This is a genomic window from Nonomuraea sp. NPDC050733, from assembly GCF_040654215.1.
Classification (GTDB): domain Bacteria; phylum Actinomycetota; class Actinomycetes; order Streptosporangiales; family Streptosporangiaceae; genus Nonomuraea.
Genome location: NZ_JBFAHO010000014.1, coordinates 22076 through 38434 on the forward strand (window position 1 = coordinate 22076; position 16359 = coordinate 38434).

At 75.0% G+C, this 16359-nt stretch carries 15 protein-coding genes and 1 riboswitch; of the genes, 1 reads left to right on the forward strand and 14 read right to left on the reverse strand.

What is annotated here, in order from left to right; translation table 11 throughout:
* Nucleotides 1-34 precede the first annotated feature (34 nt).
* From AB0H64_RS22620 to AB0H64_RS22650, 7 genes are all read right to left on the reverse strand, one after another.
* Nucleotides 35-487 (reverse strand): PH domain-containing protein, encoded by a 453-nt coding sequence (locus AB0H64_RS22620; protein ID WP_357627593.1) that lies wholly within the window; start codon nt 485-487, stop codon nt 35-37.
* Between the two features lie 19 nt (nt 488-506).
* Nucleotides 507-977 carry a 6,7-dimethyl-8-ribityllumazine synthase gene (gene ribH, locus AB0H64_RS22625; protein ID WP_310714401.1) on the reverse strand — a complete coding sequence of 157 codons (471 nt, stop codon included), beginning with the start codon at nt 975-977 and terminating at the stop codon, nt 507-509.
* Complete coding sequence (locus tag AB0H64_RS22630) at nt 974-2191, reverse strand: bifunctional 3,4-dihydroxy-2-butanone-4-phosphate synthase/GTP cyclohydrolase II (protein WP_357627596.1); 1218 nt, start codon at nt 2189-2191, stop codon at nt 974-976. The genes ribH and AB0H64_RS22630 overlap by 4 nt, the downstream gene beginning before the upstream one ends.
* Nucleotides 2188-2856 (reverse strand): nicotinamide mononucleotide transporter family protein, encoded by a 669-nt coding sequence (locus tag AB0H64_RS22635; RefSeq protein WP_357627598.1) that lies wholly within the window; start codon nt 2854-2856, stop codon nt 2188-2190. The genes AB0H64_RS22630 and AB0H64_RS22635 overlap by 4 nt, the downstream gene beginning before the upstream one ends.
* The gene (locus tag AB0H64_RS22640; RefSeq protein ID WP_355447199.1) at nt 2853-3443 is read right to left on the reverse strand and encodes a riboflavin synthase; all 591 of its coding nucleotides are present in this window, start codon (nt 3441-3443) and stop codon (nt 2853-2855) included. The genes AB0H64_RS22635 and AB0H64_RS22640 overlap by 4 nt, the downstream gene beginning before the upstream one ends.
* Nucleotides 3443-4630, reverse strand: coding sequence for a bifunctional diaminohydroxyphosphoribosylaminopyrimidine deaminase/5-amino-6-(5-phosphoribosylamino)uracil reductase RibD (gene ribD / locus AB0H64_RS22645; protein WP_357627601.1), 1188 nt, complete (start codon nt 4628-4630; stop codon nt 3443-3445). Before ribD ends, AB0H64_RS22640 begins: the two co-directional genes overlap by 1 nt.
* A gap of 101 nt (nt 4631-4731) precedes the next feature.
* A riboswitch (FMN riboswitch) is annotated at nt 4732-4862 on the reverse strand.
* An 89-nt stretch (nt 4863-4951) separates the two neighbouring features.
* The gene (locus AB0H64_RS22650; RefSeq protein ID WP_357627603.1) at nt 4952-5761 is read right to left on the reverse strand and encodes an oxygenase MpaB family protein; all 810 of its coding nucleotides are present in this window, start codon (nt 5759-5761) and stop codon (nt 4952-4954) included.
* Between the two features lie 261 nt (nt 5762-6022).
* On the opposite strand from AB0H64_RS22650, the gene AB0H64_RS22655 reads away from it, so the two are divergent.
* Nucleotides 6023-6544 carry a MauE/DoxX family redox-associated membrane protein gene (locus AB0H64_RS22655; RefSeq protein ID WP_357627606.1) on the forward strand — a complete coding sequence of 174 codons (522 nt, stop codon included), beginning with the start codon at nt 6023-6025 and terminating at the stop codon, nt 6542-6544.
* Nucleotides 6545-6602: 58 nt separating this feature from the next.
* Here AB0H64_RS22655 and rpe read toward each other — a convergent pair whose 3' ends face one another.
* From rpe to AB0H64_RS22690, 7 genes are all read right to left on the reverse strand, one after another.
* A complete protein-coding gene (gene rpe / locus AB0H64_RS22660) occupies nt 6603-7265 on the reverse strand; it encodes a ribulose-phosphate 3-epimerase (RefSeq protein WP_357627609.1) in 663 nt (220 codons plus the stop codon).
* A gap of 60 nt (nt 7266-7325) precedes the next feature.
* Nucleotides 7326-9038 carry a transcription antitermination factor NusB gene (locus AB0H64_RS22665; protein ID WP_357627612.1) on the reverse strand — a complete coding sequence of 571 codons (1713 nt, stop codon included), beginning with the start codon at nt 9036-9038 and terminating at the stop codon, nt 7326-7328.
* A 238-nt stretch (nt 9039-9276) separates the two neighbouring features.
* The gene (fmt, locus tag AB0H64_RS22670) at nt 9277-10206 is read right to left on the reverse strand and encodes a methionyl-tRNA formyltransferase (RefSeq protein WP_357627615.1); all 930 of its coding nucleotides are present in this window, start codon (nt 10204-10206) and stop codon (nt 9277-9279) included.
* A gap of 4 nt (nt 10207-10210) precedes the next feature.
* On the reverse strand, nt 10211-10759 hold the full coding sequence (def, locus tag AB0H64_RS22675; RefSeq protein ID WP_357627618.1) for a peptide deformylase: 549 nt from the start codon (nt 10757-10759) through the stop codon (nt 10211-10213).
* Between the two features lie 4 nt (nt 10760-10763).
* Nucleotides 10764-12122 (reverse strand): hypothetical protein, encoded by a 1359-nt coding sequence (locus tag AB0H64_RS22680; protein ID WP_357627620.1) that lies wholly within the window; start codon nt 12120-12122, stop codon nt 10764-10766.
* 71 nt (nt 12123-12193) lie between these two features.
* Entirely contained in the window at nt 12194-14035 is a 1842-nt protein-coding gene (locus AB0H64_RS22685) for a hypothetical protein (protein ID WP_357627622.1), read from the reverse strand.
* A 49-nt stretch (nt 14036-14084) separates the two neighbouring features.
* Complete coding sequence (locus AB0H64_RS22690) at nt 14085-16307, reverse strand: primosomal protein N' (RefSeq protein WP_357627625.1); 2223 nt, start codon at nt 16305-16307, stop codon at nt 14085-14087.
* Nucleotides 16308-16359: the final 52 nt, after the last annotated feature.

Below are 16359 nucleotides of genomic sequence, written 5' to 3' on the forward strand. Positions count from 1 at the left end.
ACGCTTTCAGGCTACGCGCCGGGCCCGTCCGGCGTCAGTCTTCGCGGGCCTCGCCACGCTCGCGGATGAGGGCGGACAGCTCGGCCGTGGCGCGGCGGGCGCGGGCCTTCTCCGAGCCCTGGATGCCCATCGCGCCGATCGTACGGCCGTCCGAGAAGTCGATCCGGGGCCACGGGTCGCCCACGAGGAGCGTGATGTCGATGACCTCGGGCCAGCTGTAGCGGTGGGTGCGGAGGGCGTTGACGATGGTCAGGCCCTCCTCGTCCGCCTCGACGCGCACCCGGCCGAGCAGGTGCAGCACCCATGCCACCGCCAGCCCGAACGCCACGAACGCGATCCGGTCGGCGAGCTGGAACGGCTCCGCGATGAGCAGCGCCATCAGCGCGGCCCCCGCGACGACGATCACAGCGAAGGTGTACGGGACGATCCTTCCCCGGCGCGGGCGCCAGGTGGCGGGCAGGGCCGGGACGGGCACAGGCTCGGGCACGCGTCGAACCTACCGCAGCTCAGGCGAGGTCCCGCAGGAGGAGTGCCGTCTCCATCGCCGCGACCGCCGACTCGTACCCCTTGTCCTCCTTGCTGCCGGGCAGCCCGACCCGGTCGAGGGCCTGGTCGAGCGTCTCGCAGGTGAGCACGCCGTTGCCGACGGGGGTGCTCTCGTCGAGCGAGACGCGGGTCAGCCCGGACGTCACCGAGTCGCAGACGTAGTCGAAGTGGGCGGTCTCGCCGCGGATGACCGCGCCGAGCGCCACGACGGCGTCGCAGCGGCGGGCCAGCGCCTGCGCCACGACGGGGATCTCCAGCGACCCGGCCACCCGGACGACGGTGGCGCTCGCGCCGCTGTCGTCGCACGCCCGCACGGCCCGCGCCACGAGCTGATCGGTGATCTTGGCGTGCCAGCTCGCGGCCACCACGCCGACCGTCAGCCCCGAGGCGTCCGGCGCCGCCGGGCTCGCGGGACGTCCCTCTCCGCTCATGACGCCTCCGAGATGTCGTGGCCGAGGCGCTCGCGCTTGGCCGTGAGGTACCGCTCGTTGTAGGGGTTCATCGCCACCGGCATGGGCTCGCGCCCGAGCACCTCGATGCCGTAGCCGTCCATGCCCCGGAGCTTGGCCGGGTTGTTGGTGAGCAGGCGGACCGACTTGACGCCGAGGTCGGCCAGGATCTGCCCGGCGTTGGAGAACTCGCGGGCGTCCACCGGCAGCCCCAGCTCCAGGTTGGCGTCGACGGTGTCGCTGCCGTTGTCCTGGAGGCTGTACGCCTTGAGCTTGGCGAGCAGGCCGATGCCGCGGCCCTCGTGGCCGCGCAGGTAGACGACCACGCCGCGGCCCTCCTCGGCGATCGCCGCCATCGCGTGGTCGAGCTGCGGGCCGCAGTCGCAGCGCAGCGAGCCGAACACGTCGCCGGTCAGGCATTCGGAGTGGGCGCGGACCAGGACGTCGTCGCCGCCGTCGAGGTCGCCGTAGACGAGGGCAACGTGCTCGCCGCCGTCGAGGGCGCTGGCGTAGCCGTAGGCCCGCCACATCCCGTACGCGGTGGGCACGTTGGTCTCGGCGACCCGGGTGACCATGCTCTCGACGCGGCGCCGGTGGTCGGCGAGCTGCTCGATGGAGATGAGGGCCAGTCCGTGCTCGTCGGCGAAGGCGCGCAGCCGCGGGAGCCTGGCCATGGTGCCGTCGTCGTTGACGATCTCGGCCAGCGCCCCGGCCGGTGACAGCCCGGCGAGCCGGGCCAGGTCCACGGCCGCCTCGGTGTGGCCGCGCCGGGCCAGCACGCCGCCGTCCTTGTAGCGCAGCGGGAAGATGTGGCCGGGCCGGACCAGCTCGTTCGGCTCGGTCGCGGAGTCGGCCAGCGTGCGGATGGTCCTGGCGCGGTCGGCGGCGGAGATGCCGGTGGTGACGCCGTCGCGGGCGTCCACGGTGATCGTGTACGCGGTGCGCATGCGCTCCTTGTTCTGCGACACCATGAGGGGCAGGCCCAGCCGGTCGAGGTCGCGGCCTTCCATGGCCACGCAGATCATGCCGCTGGTGTGGCGGATCATGAATGTGCACAGCTCGGGCGTGGCCCGGCCGGCGGCGAAGATCAGGTCGCCCTCGTTCTCGCGGTTCTCGTCGTCCACGACCACGACCGGCCGGCCGTCGCGGATGTCGGCGACGGCCCGCTCGACCGGGTCGAACCGGATGTCGCTCACGACGCCACCGCCACGGCGTCATCGGCGGCAACTCGCGCCCGGTACTCCCTGAGCCACTTCATGAACCCCCACAGGACGAGCACGAAGAACACCCCGTACACCGCGCCGGACACCACGAGCCCCGAGCTGAACGCCAGCGGGACGCCCACCAGGTCGACGGCCACCCACACGATCCAGAAGTCGACCAGGGCCCTGCCCTGCGCCCACGTGGCGACGGCGCTGCCGACGAAGATGTAGGCGTCGGCAGCCACCAGGAACGCGCCCTTGGGCAGTGGCACGGCCGCGCCCCACGACAGCTTGAACACGTAGAACAGGGCGCCGACGGCGACGGTGCCGGCCAGCATGATCACGACCATGGCGACGCGCTCCCAGGCCGTCGCGGGCCGCACCGACAGGCCGGAACCGCTCTGGGTGCCGCGCCGCCACGCCCACCAGCCGTAGATCGCCAGGACGCCGAACAGCGCCTGCTTGAGCGCGTTGCCGGTGATGTGGGCGTTGATCGAGGCGATGAACAGCAGCACCGCGCCGGTGAGCTGCACCGGCCACGTCCACAGGGACTTGCGCACCGCCAGCAGGACCGTGGCCAGGGCGGCGATGTTGCCGACCAGGTCCGTCCAGAGCACATGGGTGCCGAACACGGTGAATCCGGCCTCTGCCCAGTTCACTGCTTGCCCACCAGCCTTTCGACATACTTCGCGATCACGTCGACCTCGATGTTGACCAGGTCGCCGACCCGGCGCTCGCCCATCGTGGTCAGCTTCAGCGTGGTGGGGATGAGACTCACGCCGAAGTCTTCGTCGTCAACCGTGGTGACGGTCAGGCTGATTCCGTCGATGGCGACGGAGCCCTTCTCGGCGACGTACCGGGCGAGCGGTCCGGGCAGGGAGAAGCGCAGGTCGTCCCAGCGCTCGCCGGGCTCGCGCGACAGCAGCACGGCGGTGCCGTCGACGTGGCCCTGCACGATGTGGCCGCCGAGGCGCTGGTCGGCGCGCACGGCCCGCTCCAGGTTGACGGCGGCGCCCTCCCGCAGCCGGCCGAGGGAGGTGCGGTCGAGCGACTCCCGCATCACGTCCACGGTGAACACGTCGCCGTCGACCTCCACCACCGTGAGGCAGACGCCGTTGACGGCGATGGAGTCGCCGTGGGAGGCGTCGGAGGTGACCAGCGGGCCGCGCACGGACAGCCGGGCCGAGCCGCCGTCCTGGACGAGGGCGGCCACCTCACCCTTCTCTTCGATGATTCCGGTGAACATCACTGCTCCTTGCGGGGGAGGGTGCGGGGAAGGGAGGGCCCGGTGCGGGCCGTCAGGCGGAGGTCCGGGCCGACGCGGGTGACGTCGTCGAGGACGAGGCGGTGGATGCCGGCGATGCCGGTGACTCCCGCGTCGCCCAGGGCGGCGGCGCCGGAGCCGAGGAGGGCGGGCGCGACGTAGGCCACGACCCGGTCGACCAGGCCGTGCCGCAGGAAGGAGCCCGCCAGGGTGGGGCCGCCTTCCAGGAACACGCTGACGACGTCGCGCCGGGCCAGCTCCCGCAGCAGCGGTACGAGGTCGAGGCCGCCGTCGGGGTCGCGGGGGACGCGGAGGACCTCGGCGGCCGGGGACTCGAAGGGGGTGGGGGCGCCGGGGGCCACGGCGACCAGCGTGGGCGCGTCGCCGTCCAGGACGCGGGCGCGCGGCGGGGTGCGTCCCTCGGAGTCGACCACCACCCGCAACGGCCTGCCCTCGGCAGGGCTCCCGGCGGGACCCTCGGGGGCGGGGCGGGCGGTGAGGCGGGGGTCGTCGGCCAGGACGGTGCCGATGCCCGCCACGATCGCGTCGGCGCGCGCCCGCAGCCGGTGGACGTCGGCGCGGGCCTCGGGCGAGGTGATCCACCGGCTGGTGCCGTCGGCGGCGGCCGAGCGCCCGTCGAGGGTCGCGGCGAACTTCCACGTCACGTGCGGCCTGCCCAGGCGCGCGAACGTCAGCCATTCGGCGTTGACCCGCTCCGCCTCCTCGGCGAGGGTCCCGGTCTCGACGGCGACGCCGTTCGCCCGCAGCCGGGCGGCTCCGCCGGCCGCCCGGGGCGTGGGGTCGGGCACGGCGACCACGACGCGGGCGACGCCGGCGTCGAGCAGCGCCCGGCTGCACGGGCCGGTGCGGCCGGTGTGGTCGCACGGCTCCAGCGTCACGTACGCGGTGCCGCCGCGCGCCCGCTCGCCGGCCTGCCGCAGCGCGACGACCTCGGCGTGCGGCCCGCCGGCGTGGGCGTGGAAGCCCTCCCCCGCGATCCGCCCGGCGGCGTCGACGACGACGCAGCCCACGACGGGGTTGGGGCTGGTGGTGCCGTGCCCGCGCGTGGCCAGCTCGACCGCGCGCGCCATGAATGCGGTCTCACGGGTCAGGGGATCGGCGTCATGCGCCGCGGGATCTGTGGCGTGCGCCACGGCCCTGGTCTCCACCCCGGGTCTCCTCCTCGCCATCGGCTCTCGGCCATGGCGGGCCCCGGGGGATCGGGCGATGCGCGTACGCATCACAGAGGCGCCCGGCGATCGCCGGACACCCGCGCGCTTCCTCCCATCCGGACTTTGACCGTCGGTCCCGGAATTTCACCGGGTCAACCGGCCGATGGCATCGGCCGGGTCGCGGACTGTAACCGCCGGTTCGGAGTTTCACCGACCCCGGAGCACGCTAGCTCTGTTCTTGTACCAGTTTGCCATGCCACCGCAAGTGGCAGGCGCCCACCCCCCACTATGGCAACCAAGCGGTCGCTTGGTCAAATGTCAGGCCGCCATGATGCGACGGGCCTCGCGGGCCGCCGGGGAGTAGCGGACCTGGGCGGGGACGAGTCCGAGGCCGGTGTGCAGGGCGCGCAGCGTGGCCGTCGCCCACAGGTCGCCGACCGGGGTGGCGGGCAGGCCGTACAGTCTGCGGGCCCAGCGCGGCATCGTCGCGAGCGCGAGCAGCGTCAGTCCGGGCACGGCCGGGCGCAGGGGCGTGAGGACGAACGGGAGCGGGGCGTTCAGCGACAGGCGCAGCGGGTGCGCCGCCTCGGGCACGAACCGCAGGCCGGGACGCTGCGTCTCGATGTAGTCACGTAGCTCGCCGACCGTACCGGGGACGGTGTCCGGCGCGAGGCCGACCACCTCGGCCGCCCGCCGCCACTCGGCCACGAACCCGTCGGCCTCCTCGTCGCTGAGCTTGACCCCGCCGCGCCGCGCCACCGTCAGGTAGGAGTCGACCTCGCCGACGTGCACCCACCGCAGCGCCTCGGGCTCGTCGAGCCGGTACTCCTCGCCGGTGTCGGGGTCGTGCGCGGTCAGGCTGGCGTGGATCTTGCGGACGCGCCGGCCGGCCCGCTCCACCTCGGCCGTCGTCCCGTACGTACGGACGCGGACGAACTCCGTGGTGCGCACGAACCGGGACCACGCCTCGGCCGGGTCCATGAGGGCGGAGTGCTGGAGGACGCCGCGCATGGCGCGCGGGTGCAGCCCCTGCATGAGCAGCGCGCGCAGCCCGCCGACGAGGAGGATCGGCTCCCCCATCACGCGCCAGGTCACCGACCGGGGGCCGAACAGGCCGTGATCCGTCATAAGTGAGCAATTACCCAGGCGTGGGTGGGTTCATGTCACTTCGCCGGTGTCGCGGCTGGGCTCGATTCGCGTTTCGGCAGGCCGTCGGTCCGGGTGGGATGCTCTTCCGGATGGCCGCGGCGGCGTATCCGGAAATTTCGTGACCACCAATGTGATGTACGCCATTGCGCCGGGACCCCGGACCGCCGGATCATCATGATCGCCGTGTGCTGCCCGGCCGGTGGCCATGACGGACGTACGACGGACGGTGGAGGTTCGCGAGTGGAGTACGTGCGGGTCGGATGCGCCTGGCTGATCGCCGTCGTCTTCGCCGTCACGGCCGTGTCCAAGGCGCGCGACCTGGCCGGGTTCGCCCGCTCACTGCCCGACCTCGTCCCCGTGCCCCGCCGCCTGACCCGTCCGCTGGCGGTCGTGGTGGCCGGGCTGGAGGGGCTGACAGCGCTGGTGGTGGCCGTACCGCTGGTCGCGGGGGTGTCCGGCGCCGTGGCGTACGGCCTGGCGCTCGCCCTGCTGCTGCTGGCGGCGTTCACCGTGGCGATCGCCGCCGCGCTGCGGCGCGGACGGCGCGCTCCCTGCCGGTGCTTCGGCGCGTCCGCGGCCCCGCTCGGAGTCCGTCACCTCGTCCGCAACGGCCTGCTGATCACCGCCGCCGCCCTCGGCCTCCTGCTGCCCGCCGGGTCGCCCGCGCTCGCCGGGGCGGTCGTGGCGGGCGTCGCCGGACTGGTCGGCGCCATCCTCGTGGCCGCCTTCGACGACCTCGTGGACCTCTTCGCGAGCATCTGACCCGCACTCGGGGCCGGCTTCGCCGGCGCCGGAGCAGCCCGGAGAGGGAGGGAGTGCGTCAGAGGGCCACGGCGGCGGCCTGGACGCGGAGGGCCTCCACGGCGGCCGAGGGGTCGCTGGCCCCGTAGACGGCGCTGCCCGCGACGAACACGTCCGCCCCCGCCTCGGCGACCCGCTCGATGGTCTCGCTCGTGACCCCGCCGTCCACCTGGATCCAGATCTGGCCGCCGTGCCGCTCGATCAGCGCGCGGGCGGTGCGGATCTTCGGCAGCACCATGTCGAGGAACTGCTGCCCGCCGAATCCCGGCTCGACCGTCATCAGCAGCAGCATGTCGATCTCGCCCAGCAGCCCCTCGTACGGCTCGACGGCGGTGCCCGGGTTGAGGGCGAGCGCCGCCCGCGCGCCGAGCGAGCGGATCTGGCGCAGCGTGCGCACCGGCGCCCGCGCGGCCTCGGCGTGGATGGTGACGCTCCCGGCGCCGGCCTCGGCGTAGGCGGGCGCCCACCGGTCGGGGTCCTCGATCATGAGGTGGCAGTCGAGCGGCAGGGATGTGGCCTTGCGCAGCGACTCGACGACGGGCAGCCCGAGCGTGAGGTTGGGCACGAAGTGGTTGTCCATCACGTCGACGTGCAACCAGTCGGCGTTGGACACCGCCGCGGCCTCGTCGGCGAGCCGCGCGAAGTCGGCGGACAGGATGCTGGGCGAGATCTGTACGGCCATGATGCGCCGAGTCTATTGAACCCGGCCCCGGCGCGCGCCCGCCGGGTAGGCCGCCCCCCGCTACGCGCGCTTGCGGAGGAGGGCGAGGAACATCGCGTCGGTGCCGTGGCGGTGCGGCCAGAACTGGGCGTACGGCCCGTCCCCCAGGCCCTCGACCTCGGGCAGGTACGCGCGGGCGTCGAGCTGCTCCGCGTCGTCGCGGCGCGCGAGCACGTCGCCGACCACGACACGGGTCTCCGCCAGATGCGGGGAGCAGGTGACGTACGCGACGACCCCGCCCGGACGGGTCGCGTCGAGGGCGGTGCTCAACAGGGCGCGCTGGAGCCGCCCCAGCTCGGCCACGCTCGCGGGGTCGCGCCGCCACCGCGCCTCGGGTCTGCGCCGCAGCGCGCCCAGCCCCGTGCAGGGGGCGTCGAGCATGACGCGGTCGAACGTCCCGGGCCGCCAGGCCGGCTGCGTGCCGTCGGCGGTGATCACGCCCGCGTCCCGGGTGGTCTGCCACACGAGCCGCGCCCGGTGCGGCTGCACGTCGGCCGCCACCAGCCGCGCCCCACCCCGGAACGCCACCGGCCCCTGCCGCTCGTGATCCGCGTCGTCCTGGACGTCGCCGTCCGGAGCGTCACCGTCCCGGACATCGTCGTCCGGGGCACCTGCGGGCGTACCGGCACCAGACGGACCCGCGGCGCCCGAGAGCACGCCCGTCAGATCCCCGTACGTGGCGACGGCGTCCAGGAGGCCCGCCTTGCCGCCCGGGCCGGCGCACATGTCCAGCCACAGCTCCTCACGCCCCTCACCGGCCGCACTCCCCAGACCGGCCCGGCCGAGGGGCACGCGGGTCAGGGCGAGGGCGACGAGCTGGCTGGCCTCGTCCTGCACGGCCGCGCGGGTCTCGGCGACCGCCGCGATCTGGCCCGGGTCGCCCTCCGTCAGATACGCCCCGTACGGGGAGTAGCGGGTGGGCTCGGCGCCCGCGTCGAGCAGCTCCCGCCGGGACGAGCGCCCCGGCCGGGCCACCAGCGTGACGAGCGGCCGGGCGTTGTCGGCGGCGAGCAGCTCGGCCGTCTCCTCGATCTCGCCCCCGAGCGCGTCGCGGAACGCGCTGACCACCCAGCGCGGGTGGCTGTGGACGACCGCGAGATGACCCGACGGATCGTCGGCGAGGTCCGGCGCCACGATCGGCAGCCATTCTTCGAGCGTGCGTGAGGCGATCTTGCGCAGCACCGCGTTGACGAACTTGGCCGCTCCCGGGCCGATGCGCTGCCGTACCAGGTCGACCGTGGTGCCCACGGCCGCGTGCGGCGGGACGCGCATCCGGAGGAGCTGATGGGCGCCCAGCCGCAGGGCGTCGCGCACGCCGGGGTCGGGCGCGCGGTCACTGCAGATCGCGATGATCGCGTCGTACGTGCCGAGGCCGCGCAGGGTGCCGTAGGCCAGCTCGGTGGCGAGGGCCGCGTCGCGCCCCTTCAGCCCGCGTTCGCGCAGGAGGCGCGGGGTGAGCAGGTTGGCGTACGCGTCGCGCTCATCGACGGCGCGTATGACGTCGAACGCGGCGTTACGCGCGGGGTCACGCGGTGCCCTGCCGGCTCCGCCACGCCCGCGTCCGCTGTCGCGCTCAGGGCCGCCCCTGCGGCGGCCGGCAGCACGCCCTCCGCCCGCGGAGCGCCTCTCACCACCGGGGCCCCGGCTCGTGGGACCGTCCTCACGGCCCGCGCCGCGACCGCCTTCGCGGCCCGTGCCACGGTCCTCGGGCCCACGGCCCCCGCTGCTGCTCATCCCCGGCTTTCCCTCATGTCTGCGATCCATCCCGCCGCACGATTCACGCGACTGTCATGCCTCACGATCCCGCCGCCCGGACAACACCGCCCGGACGACACCGCCCGGACGACACCGCCCGGTCAGGCAGCGCCGGGTTCCGGCCCACCGGACTCACGGCCCGGCTCAGGCCTATCGGGCCGACCGGCCGGTCACGGCGCCCGGTGGCGAGCGCGTCGGCCGGCACCGTGCGTCCCGGTCACTCGAACCGGTCGCCGTTCTCGACGCGTGCCCCCCGCGCCCACTCCCCCGCGCTCATCACCCGCTTGCCCTGCGGCTGCACCGCGTCCAGCTGGACCGGGTGGGTGGCGGTGCCGACGAGGACGGAGTTCTTGCCCGCGGCGACGGCGCCCGGGGGGAGGGCGTCGGCGGACGGCGCGAGGGCGACCGGGCCGAGCTTGAGCCGCTGGCCGCGGAACGTCGTCCAGGCGCCGGGGTTGGGGGTGCAGGCCCGGACGAGCCGGTCGATCCGCATGGCGGGCGCCGACCAGTCGACCTCCGCGTCCACGACGTTGATCTTGGGGGCGACGCTCACCCCGTCGGACGGCTGCGGACGGGCCTCCAGCGTGCCGTCCTCGACACCGTCGAGCGTGGCCGCGAGCAGCCCGGCCCCGGACAGGGCGAGCCGGTCGAGGAGCGTGCCGCTGGTGTCGTCCGGCCGCACCTCCTCGGTGAGCACGCCGTAGACGGGCCCGGCGTCCAGCTCCTTGACGATCTGGAAGGTCGAGGCGCCGGTGATCTCGTCGCCGTGCAGGATCGCGTGCTGCACCGGGGCGGCGCCGCGCCAGGCGGGCAGGATCGAGAAGTGCAGGTTGATCCAGCCGTGGCGCGGCACGTCGAGCGCGGACTGCGGCAGCAGCGCGCCGTAGGCCACCACGGGGCAGCAGTCGGGCTCCAGCTCGGCCAGCTGCTTGAGGAACTCGGGGTCGCCGGCCTTGGCGGGACGGAGCACCGGGATGCCCGCCTCCTCGGCCAGCTCGGCGACCGGCGAGGGGTGGACCTTGCGGCCCCGGCCCGACTGGGCGTCGGGGCGGGTGACGACCGCCACCACGTCGTGCCGCGGCGAGTCGATCAGCGCGCGGAGCGACGGCAGCGCCGTCTCGGGCGTGCCCGCGAAGACCAGGCGCATCGGCTCAGAGCGCCTTTCCGCCGGTGGCGTGCGGGGAGAACTTGACCGTCGGCGCGGACAGCCCGCTCCACTCCGCCTCGCGGATCGCCTTCATGGCGAGCTTGCGCTGCTTGGGGTCCATCCGGTCGATGAACAGGATGCCGTCGAGGTGGTCGGTCTCGTGCTGGAAGCAGCGGGCCATCAGGTCGGTGCCCTCGAGCACGATCGGCTCGCCGTGCATGTCGAAGCCCTTGGCGACGGCGCGGACGGCGCGCGGCGTCGGGTAGGACAGCCCCGGGAAGGACAGGCAGCCCTCCTCGCCCTCCTCGTCGAGCTCGGAGGACAGGTCGAGGTCGGGGTTGATCAGGTGGCCGAGCTGGTCGTCCACGTAGTAGGTGAACACGCGCAGCCCGACGCCGATCTGCGGGGCGGCCAGGCCGGCGCCCGGCGCGTCCATCATCGTGTCGGTCAGGTCCTTGACCAGCTTGCGGAGCTCCTTGTCGAAGTCGACGACAGGGGCCGCCGGGGTGCGCAGCACCGGGTCTCCGAACAGCCGGATCGACTGGATCGCCAAGGGGTCACTCCGTTTCGCTTCGGTGGGGTGAGCCCAGTTTAGTGTGCTCCAGGGATCGCGCCTTCATCGCCGCTTTGCGGGCCGCCTTGACGACGGCGGGGTCGTCGTGGGCGGAGGCGAGCATGTCGAGGACGGCGATCGTGTCGGGATGGTCGACGGCGGGCATCTCGCCGACGAGCCGGATCAGGTCCTCGCCGGGCTCGGGCGGGTCGAGCCGCCCGGCGGCGTGGCCGGACAGGTGCATGAGCGCCGCCAGCGAGTCGACCGCGATCCAGGTATGGTCGTCGGCGCTCAACGCGGGGGCTTCGAGGTCGCGGATGTGCAGCCAGGACGCGGCGTAGCGGCGCATCAGCGGCAGCTCCAGCGCCCGGCGCACCGGCGCCTCGGCCTCGGGGCCGAGCTCCTCCAGGATGGCTCCGACGGCGCCGCGCTGCCCGGCCGTGCCCTCCGCCGCGATCTCGACGAGCTCGCGGGCGGCCTCCTCGGGCGGGCGGCGTTCGAGCCAGCCCGCCACCGCGCTCTGCGTCGCGGCGCCCTTCACCAGCGCCTCGACCAGCTCGGCCGCCGACAGGTCGGCGAACACCTCCACCTCGGCGGCGGTCGGCGCGTCGTGGCCCTCGCGCAGCAGGTCGCGGCGGATCGCCCACACCCCGAGGGGCGTGAGCGCCGTGCGGCCCGCGTCGGTCTGCTCGACCAGGCCGCAGTACGCGAGCAGGGACAGCGCCTCCAGCAGCTCGGCGGGCAGCGAGGCGGCCAGGCGGCGCAGCTGCACCGTGCCCGGCTCGCAGGCGACCTCGTGGGACTGGAGGATGCCCCGCGCGAGGTTGGCGACGGCGACGCCGGAGCGCACGGAGTAGACGGTGGCCAGCATCTCGGCGAGGTGCTCGTCGACCACGGCGGAGCCGGTCAGCCCCTCGTCGGCGCGGTCGAGGACGTCCATCACCACGCCGTCCCAGAACTCCAGCGTCGCCTCGACCGTGAGCAGCTCCGGCAGCGGGCCGCGCAGCGCCTGGCCGCGGAGGATCTGCAGCAGGCCGGTGTTGACGGCGACGATCCAGATGAGGCGCAGCCGCGCCGGTTCGACGCCGAGGTTCTCGGCCGCGGCGGCGGCGTCCGTCTCGGGAAGCAGCCCCTCGGGGGTGACGGGGCGGGTGCCGGTCCACGCGGCGAGGCGGATGGCGTCGGCCACGAGCGGCACGGCGGGCACCAGCCGGGCCAGCTCCGCGTCGGGCAGGAGGGTCACGGGCGGGAACGTCAGGGCCTCGTGCTCCTCAGCCGTCTCCTGCGGCGAGCGCGGCGGCACGGCGGGCTGCTCATCGATCAGCTTGCGCAGCTCGGCGAGGTCGAAGACATTGTTGGCCACCCACGAAACTTACTGCACACAAGTCACAGGGACGTACTCATCGCGGATCCCGGTCGGGGCCGCCGGGAGTCTTACCTGATCGCCCGGGAGCGCGCCTTGAACGCGGCCTTGCGCGCCGCCTTGGCGACCGTGCCGTCGGGGATGGAACGGCCGAGCAGCTCCAGCACGTCCACCACGTCGGGGTGGTCCACGCGCCACATCTCCTCGATGAGGTGGGCGGGCGGGCCGGAGGCGGCCATGTTCTCGGCGAAGATGTCGGGGTCCTCCTCGGCCGCGGGCATCGCCAGCGCCAGCATGTCGACGCTGACCCAGAGCAGCTCGTCCTGGGTGAGCGAGGGGGCCGGCAGGCCGCGGGAGGCGAGCCAGTGGATGGCGTGGGGGCGCAGCTCGGTGTCGTCGAGGACGGCGCGCACCTCGGGCTCGGCCTCGGCGCCCAGGTGGTCCACGATGGTGACGGCGATGCCGCGGGCCACGGCCGGCGCGCCGGACGCGGCGGCCAGCAGCTGGGCGGCGGCCTCGCCGGGGGTGCGGCGGCTGAGCCAGCGGGCGATGTCGTCCTCGGCCACCTCGGTGGGCAGGCCGTCGAGCAGGCCCTCGACCAGCCCGGTGGCGTCGGTCTCGGCCAGGTCGGGCGCCTCTGGGGCGTCGACGCCGAGCGCCAGGTAGTGCTCACGCAGCGCCCACACGGCCAGCGGCGTCAGCCCCGCCGTGCCGCCATGGCCGGCCGTACCGCCCGCCGGGCCGCCCGCCGTACCGCCCGCTGTGCCGCCCGCTGTGCCGCCGTGGCGCGCCGAAGGTGCGCCGGAGCCGCGCCGGCCCGCGAAGCCGCGCAGGGGGCCCGGGCCGGTGTGCGGGGCGGCGCCGATGCGGCCCGCGACCGGGGCGAGCACGCGGCCCCCCGGTCCTGCTCCGCCGTCGCCCGGCCGCGTCCCGTCCGCTCCCGGCCCGCGAGGCGGCAGGAATCCCGGCGGGTCGGGCGCCCTCTCGATCAGCCCGCACCAGGCCAGCCGCTCCAGCGTCGCCGGAACGTCCACGTCGCCGTCGTCCACGACCTCCTGGAGGTAGTCGCCGATGACGGAGACCGCCACCCCGGTCCGCAGCCGGTACAGCATGTCGAACAGGTCGTACAGCTCCTCGTCCAGCTCGGCGCTCCCGGTGACGGCGCCGCGGGTGTCGTGGTCGACGAGGTACGCCACCACGCGCGCCCACCGCCCCAGCGCCACCTCCCCCGCGTCGTCAGCGGAGCCGCCGTCAGCGGAGTCACCGTCAGCGGAGTCGCCGTCGTCGAGGTGCCGCCGCAACTCGCCGACCAGTTCCTCGTACGACTGCTCCCGCGCTCCCCCGCCCCCCTGGACGGCCGTCCAGAGCGGCACGCGCTCCAGCGCCTCCAGCAGGTCCTCCGGCGGGACGAGCCGCACGCCGGGCAGCGGCGAGCACCCCGGACAGTCGCAGGGCGCCTCACCCAGGTCGGGCAGCTCGCCGGACGGGATCGCGATGGACTGCTCCAGGGACTCGGGCCCGATGGAGCTGAACAGGCTCTTGGCCATGCCGAAGTTGGACTCGTCGGCGAGCGCGTCGGACATCCTGGGCTCGATGTCGTCGATCCGGGCGCGCATCTCGCCGGCGACGGCGGCGCTCGCCTCACCCGTGTCCTGGAGGTAGTCGACCAGGGTGCGGGCGGCGGCCACGGTCTGGGGGGCGCTCTCGGGCGGGGTGATGACCTTGCGCGGGTAGATGGACAGCAGCAGCTCGTCGAACGCGGCGGGGGTGAAGTCGCCCGGCGCGTTGACGTCGAGGTAGTCGCTGGCGTAGTCGCAGAGCAGGCGGACCTCGTCCGCGTCCACCTCGACTCCCCGCGCCCGTCCCCAAGCACGCAGGTCGTCGATGGCCTGGTTCACCCATTCGATCGACACAAAGGCACGCTAACGGCTGACTTACAGATGAGCGAATCGGGGAAACGGCCTAAATCAGGTCGAGCGGGTCGACACTCACCCTCACGACATCCGGCGCCTTACGCGCCGCGCGCACTCCGCTGGCCCCTTTGAGCGCCGCGGCCAGCACCGCTCCTCTCGGGCGTGGCACGCGAATCATGGCGCGCTCCTGCCCGGCCTCGTCGATCGGCACCGGGCCGAGCACCTGGGCCTCGGCGGGCAGTCGTACCTCGTCGAGCATCTGCCGCACCGCGGAGGAGACGCCCGTGAGCGTCGCCATGCGGACCGCGGGCGGGAACCCCAGCTCGGCCCGGTCGGCCAGCTCGCGCTCGGCGTGCGTGATCGGATCCCACCGCAGCAGCGCCTGTACGGCCGGCAGCCCGGCGTCGGCCAGCACCACCAGCTCGGCGGCGGGGCGGAGCAGGGCGGCGGCGTTCATCCAGCGGCGCAGCGCCTCCTCGGAGGCCCGCAGGTCGGCCCGGCCGAGCAGCGACCACGCGTCGAGCAGCACGGCGGCGGCGTACCCGCCCTCGGCGACCGGCTCCGCGCCGGGCGTGGCGACGACCAGGGCCCGCGCCGCGGGCACGGTGGCCAGCACGCCGTCACGGCCGGAGGTGCGCACGGGCGTGGAGGGGAAGGCGCGGCCCAGCTCCTCGGCGGTACGCCGGGCCCCGACGATCACGGCCCGCAGCCGCGCCCCGCCGCAGTGGGGACACCGCCAGCCGGGATCGACGCGCCCGCACCAGCGGCAGTAGGGGGCGGCGTGCCCGGCGCGCAGGGCGAGGGGGCCGTGGCAGAGCGGCTCCTCCCCCGCCACGGCGAGCATCCCGGCCTCCGGCTGGTCCCCGGCGGGTCCGGCCGGCCCGGTGGGCGAGGGGGCGAGACGGGTGGGGGGCAGGGCGCAGCGGGCGGGGACGCGGCAGCGCTGGCACGCCACGGCCGGCAGGTAGCCGCGCCGGGGCACCTGCACCAGCACCGGCCCCTCCTCCAGGCCCTGGCGCAGCGCCCGCCAGGCCAGGCTGGGCAGCCGCGCCGCGCGAGCCGCCTGGTCCTTGGCCAGCTCGGCGTCCTCGCCGGCCGGCCGTACGCGGGGCGCGAGGCTCCGCACGGTCTGGCGGGACGCCACGATCGGCCGGGCCCAGCGGGTGGCGACGAGCTGGGTGGCCTCGGCGGTGCGGGTGTAGCCGCCGACGAGCATGGCCGCGCCGGAGCGGTACGCCCGCAGCGCCAGCACCTCGCGGGCGTGCGGGTAGGGGGCGAGCCGTTCGGCGTGCAGGTCGTCGCCGTCGTCCCAGATGACCGCCAGGCCCAGATCGGCCACCGGCGCGAACATCGCCGCCCGCGTGCCCACCACCGCCCGCGCCTGGCCTCTGAGCAGGCGCAGCCAGCGGCGGTAGCGCTCGGCCGGGCCGAGGTCGGCCGTGAGCGCCACGTGCGCCCCGGGCTCCAGCGCGCGGGCCAGCGCGGCGTCGGCCAGGGCCACGTCGCGCCCGTCGGGCACGACGACGACGGCCCCCCGGCCGCCGTCCAGCGTGGCCCGTACGGCCGCCGCCACCTCGGGGGCCCACCCGCGGGCGCCGGGCAGCGCCTGCCAGACGGCGCGCGGCGCACGGCCCTCCGTGAGCGCCTTCAGGAACGAGGCACCGGCCGGGTACGAGTCCCAGGGTCCGGCGCCCGGCGCGGCCGTGGAGGACTCGACCGCAGCGGACTCGACCGCAGCGGGCTCGGCCGTCGAGGGCTCGGCCGTCGAGGGCTCGGCCGTCGGGGGCTCGGCCGTCGGGGGCTCGGCCGCGCTTTCCGCCCGCTCCGGCGGCACGGCCGGGACCTCCGCCTCGGCCTTGGCGTGGCGGGGCGGGACGGCCAGGCGGAGGACGTCGGCGAACGTGCCCGCGTACCGGTCGGCGACCGCCCGGGCCAGGCCCGCGATCTCCGGCGTCAGCACCCGTTCGGGCGAGACCACCCGTTCCAGCGCGGTCAGCGGCCCGGCGTGCTCGCTGCGCTCGGCCCGTTCGAGCACGAACCCGTCGACCAGCTTGCCGGCGAACCGCACCCGCACCCGCACCCCCGGCTGCGCGCTCTCGTGCATCGTGGCGGGCACCAGGTAGTCGAACGGCCGGTCGAGGTGGGGCAGCGGGTTGTCCACCGCCACCCTGGCCACCGGCTCGGAGGGCGCGGGAACCGGGGCCCCCTTGGACGGCACCACCGCGGGCCGCACGGCGTCGAGCGGCAGCAGGGCGTCGTCGGAGTCTGTCACGGACTACGTCTACCAGAACCCCGCGACCTGCAGGACCACGCCGGCGCCTCGC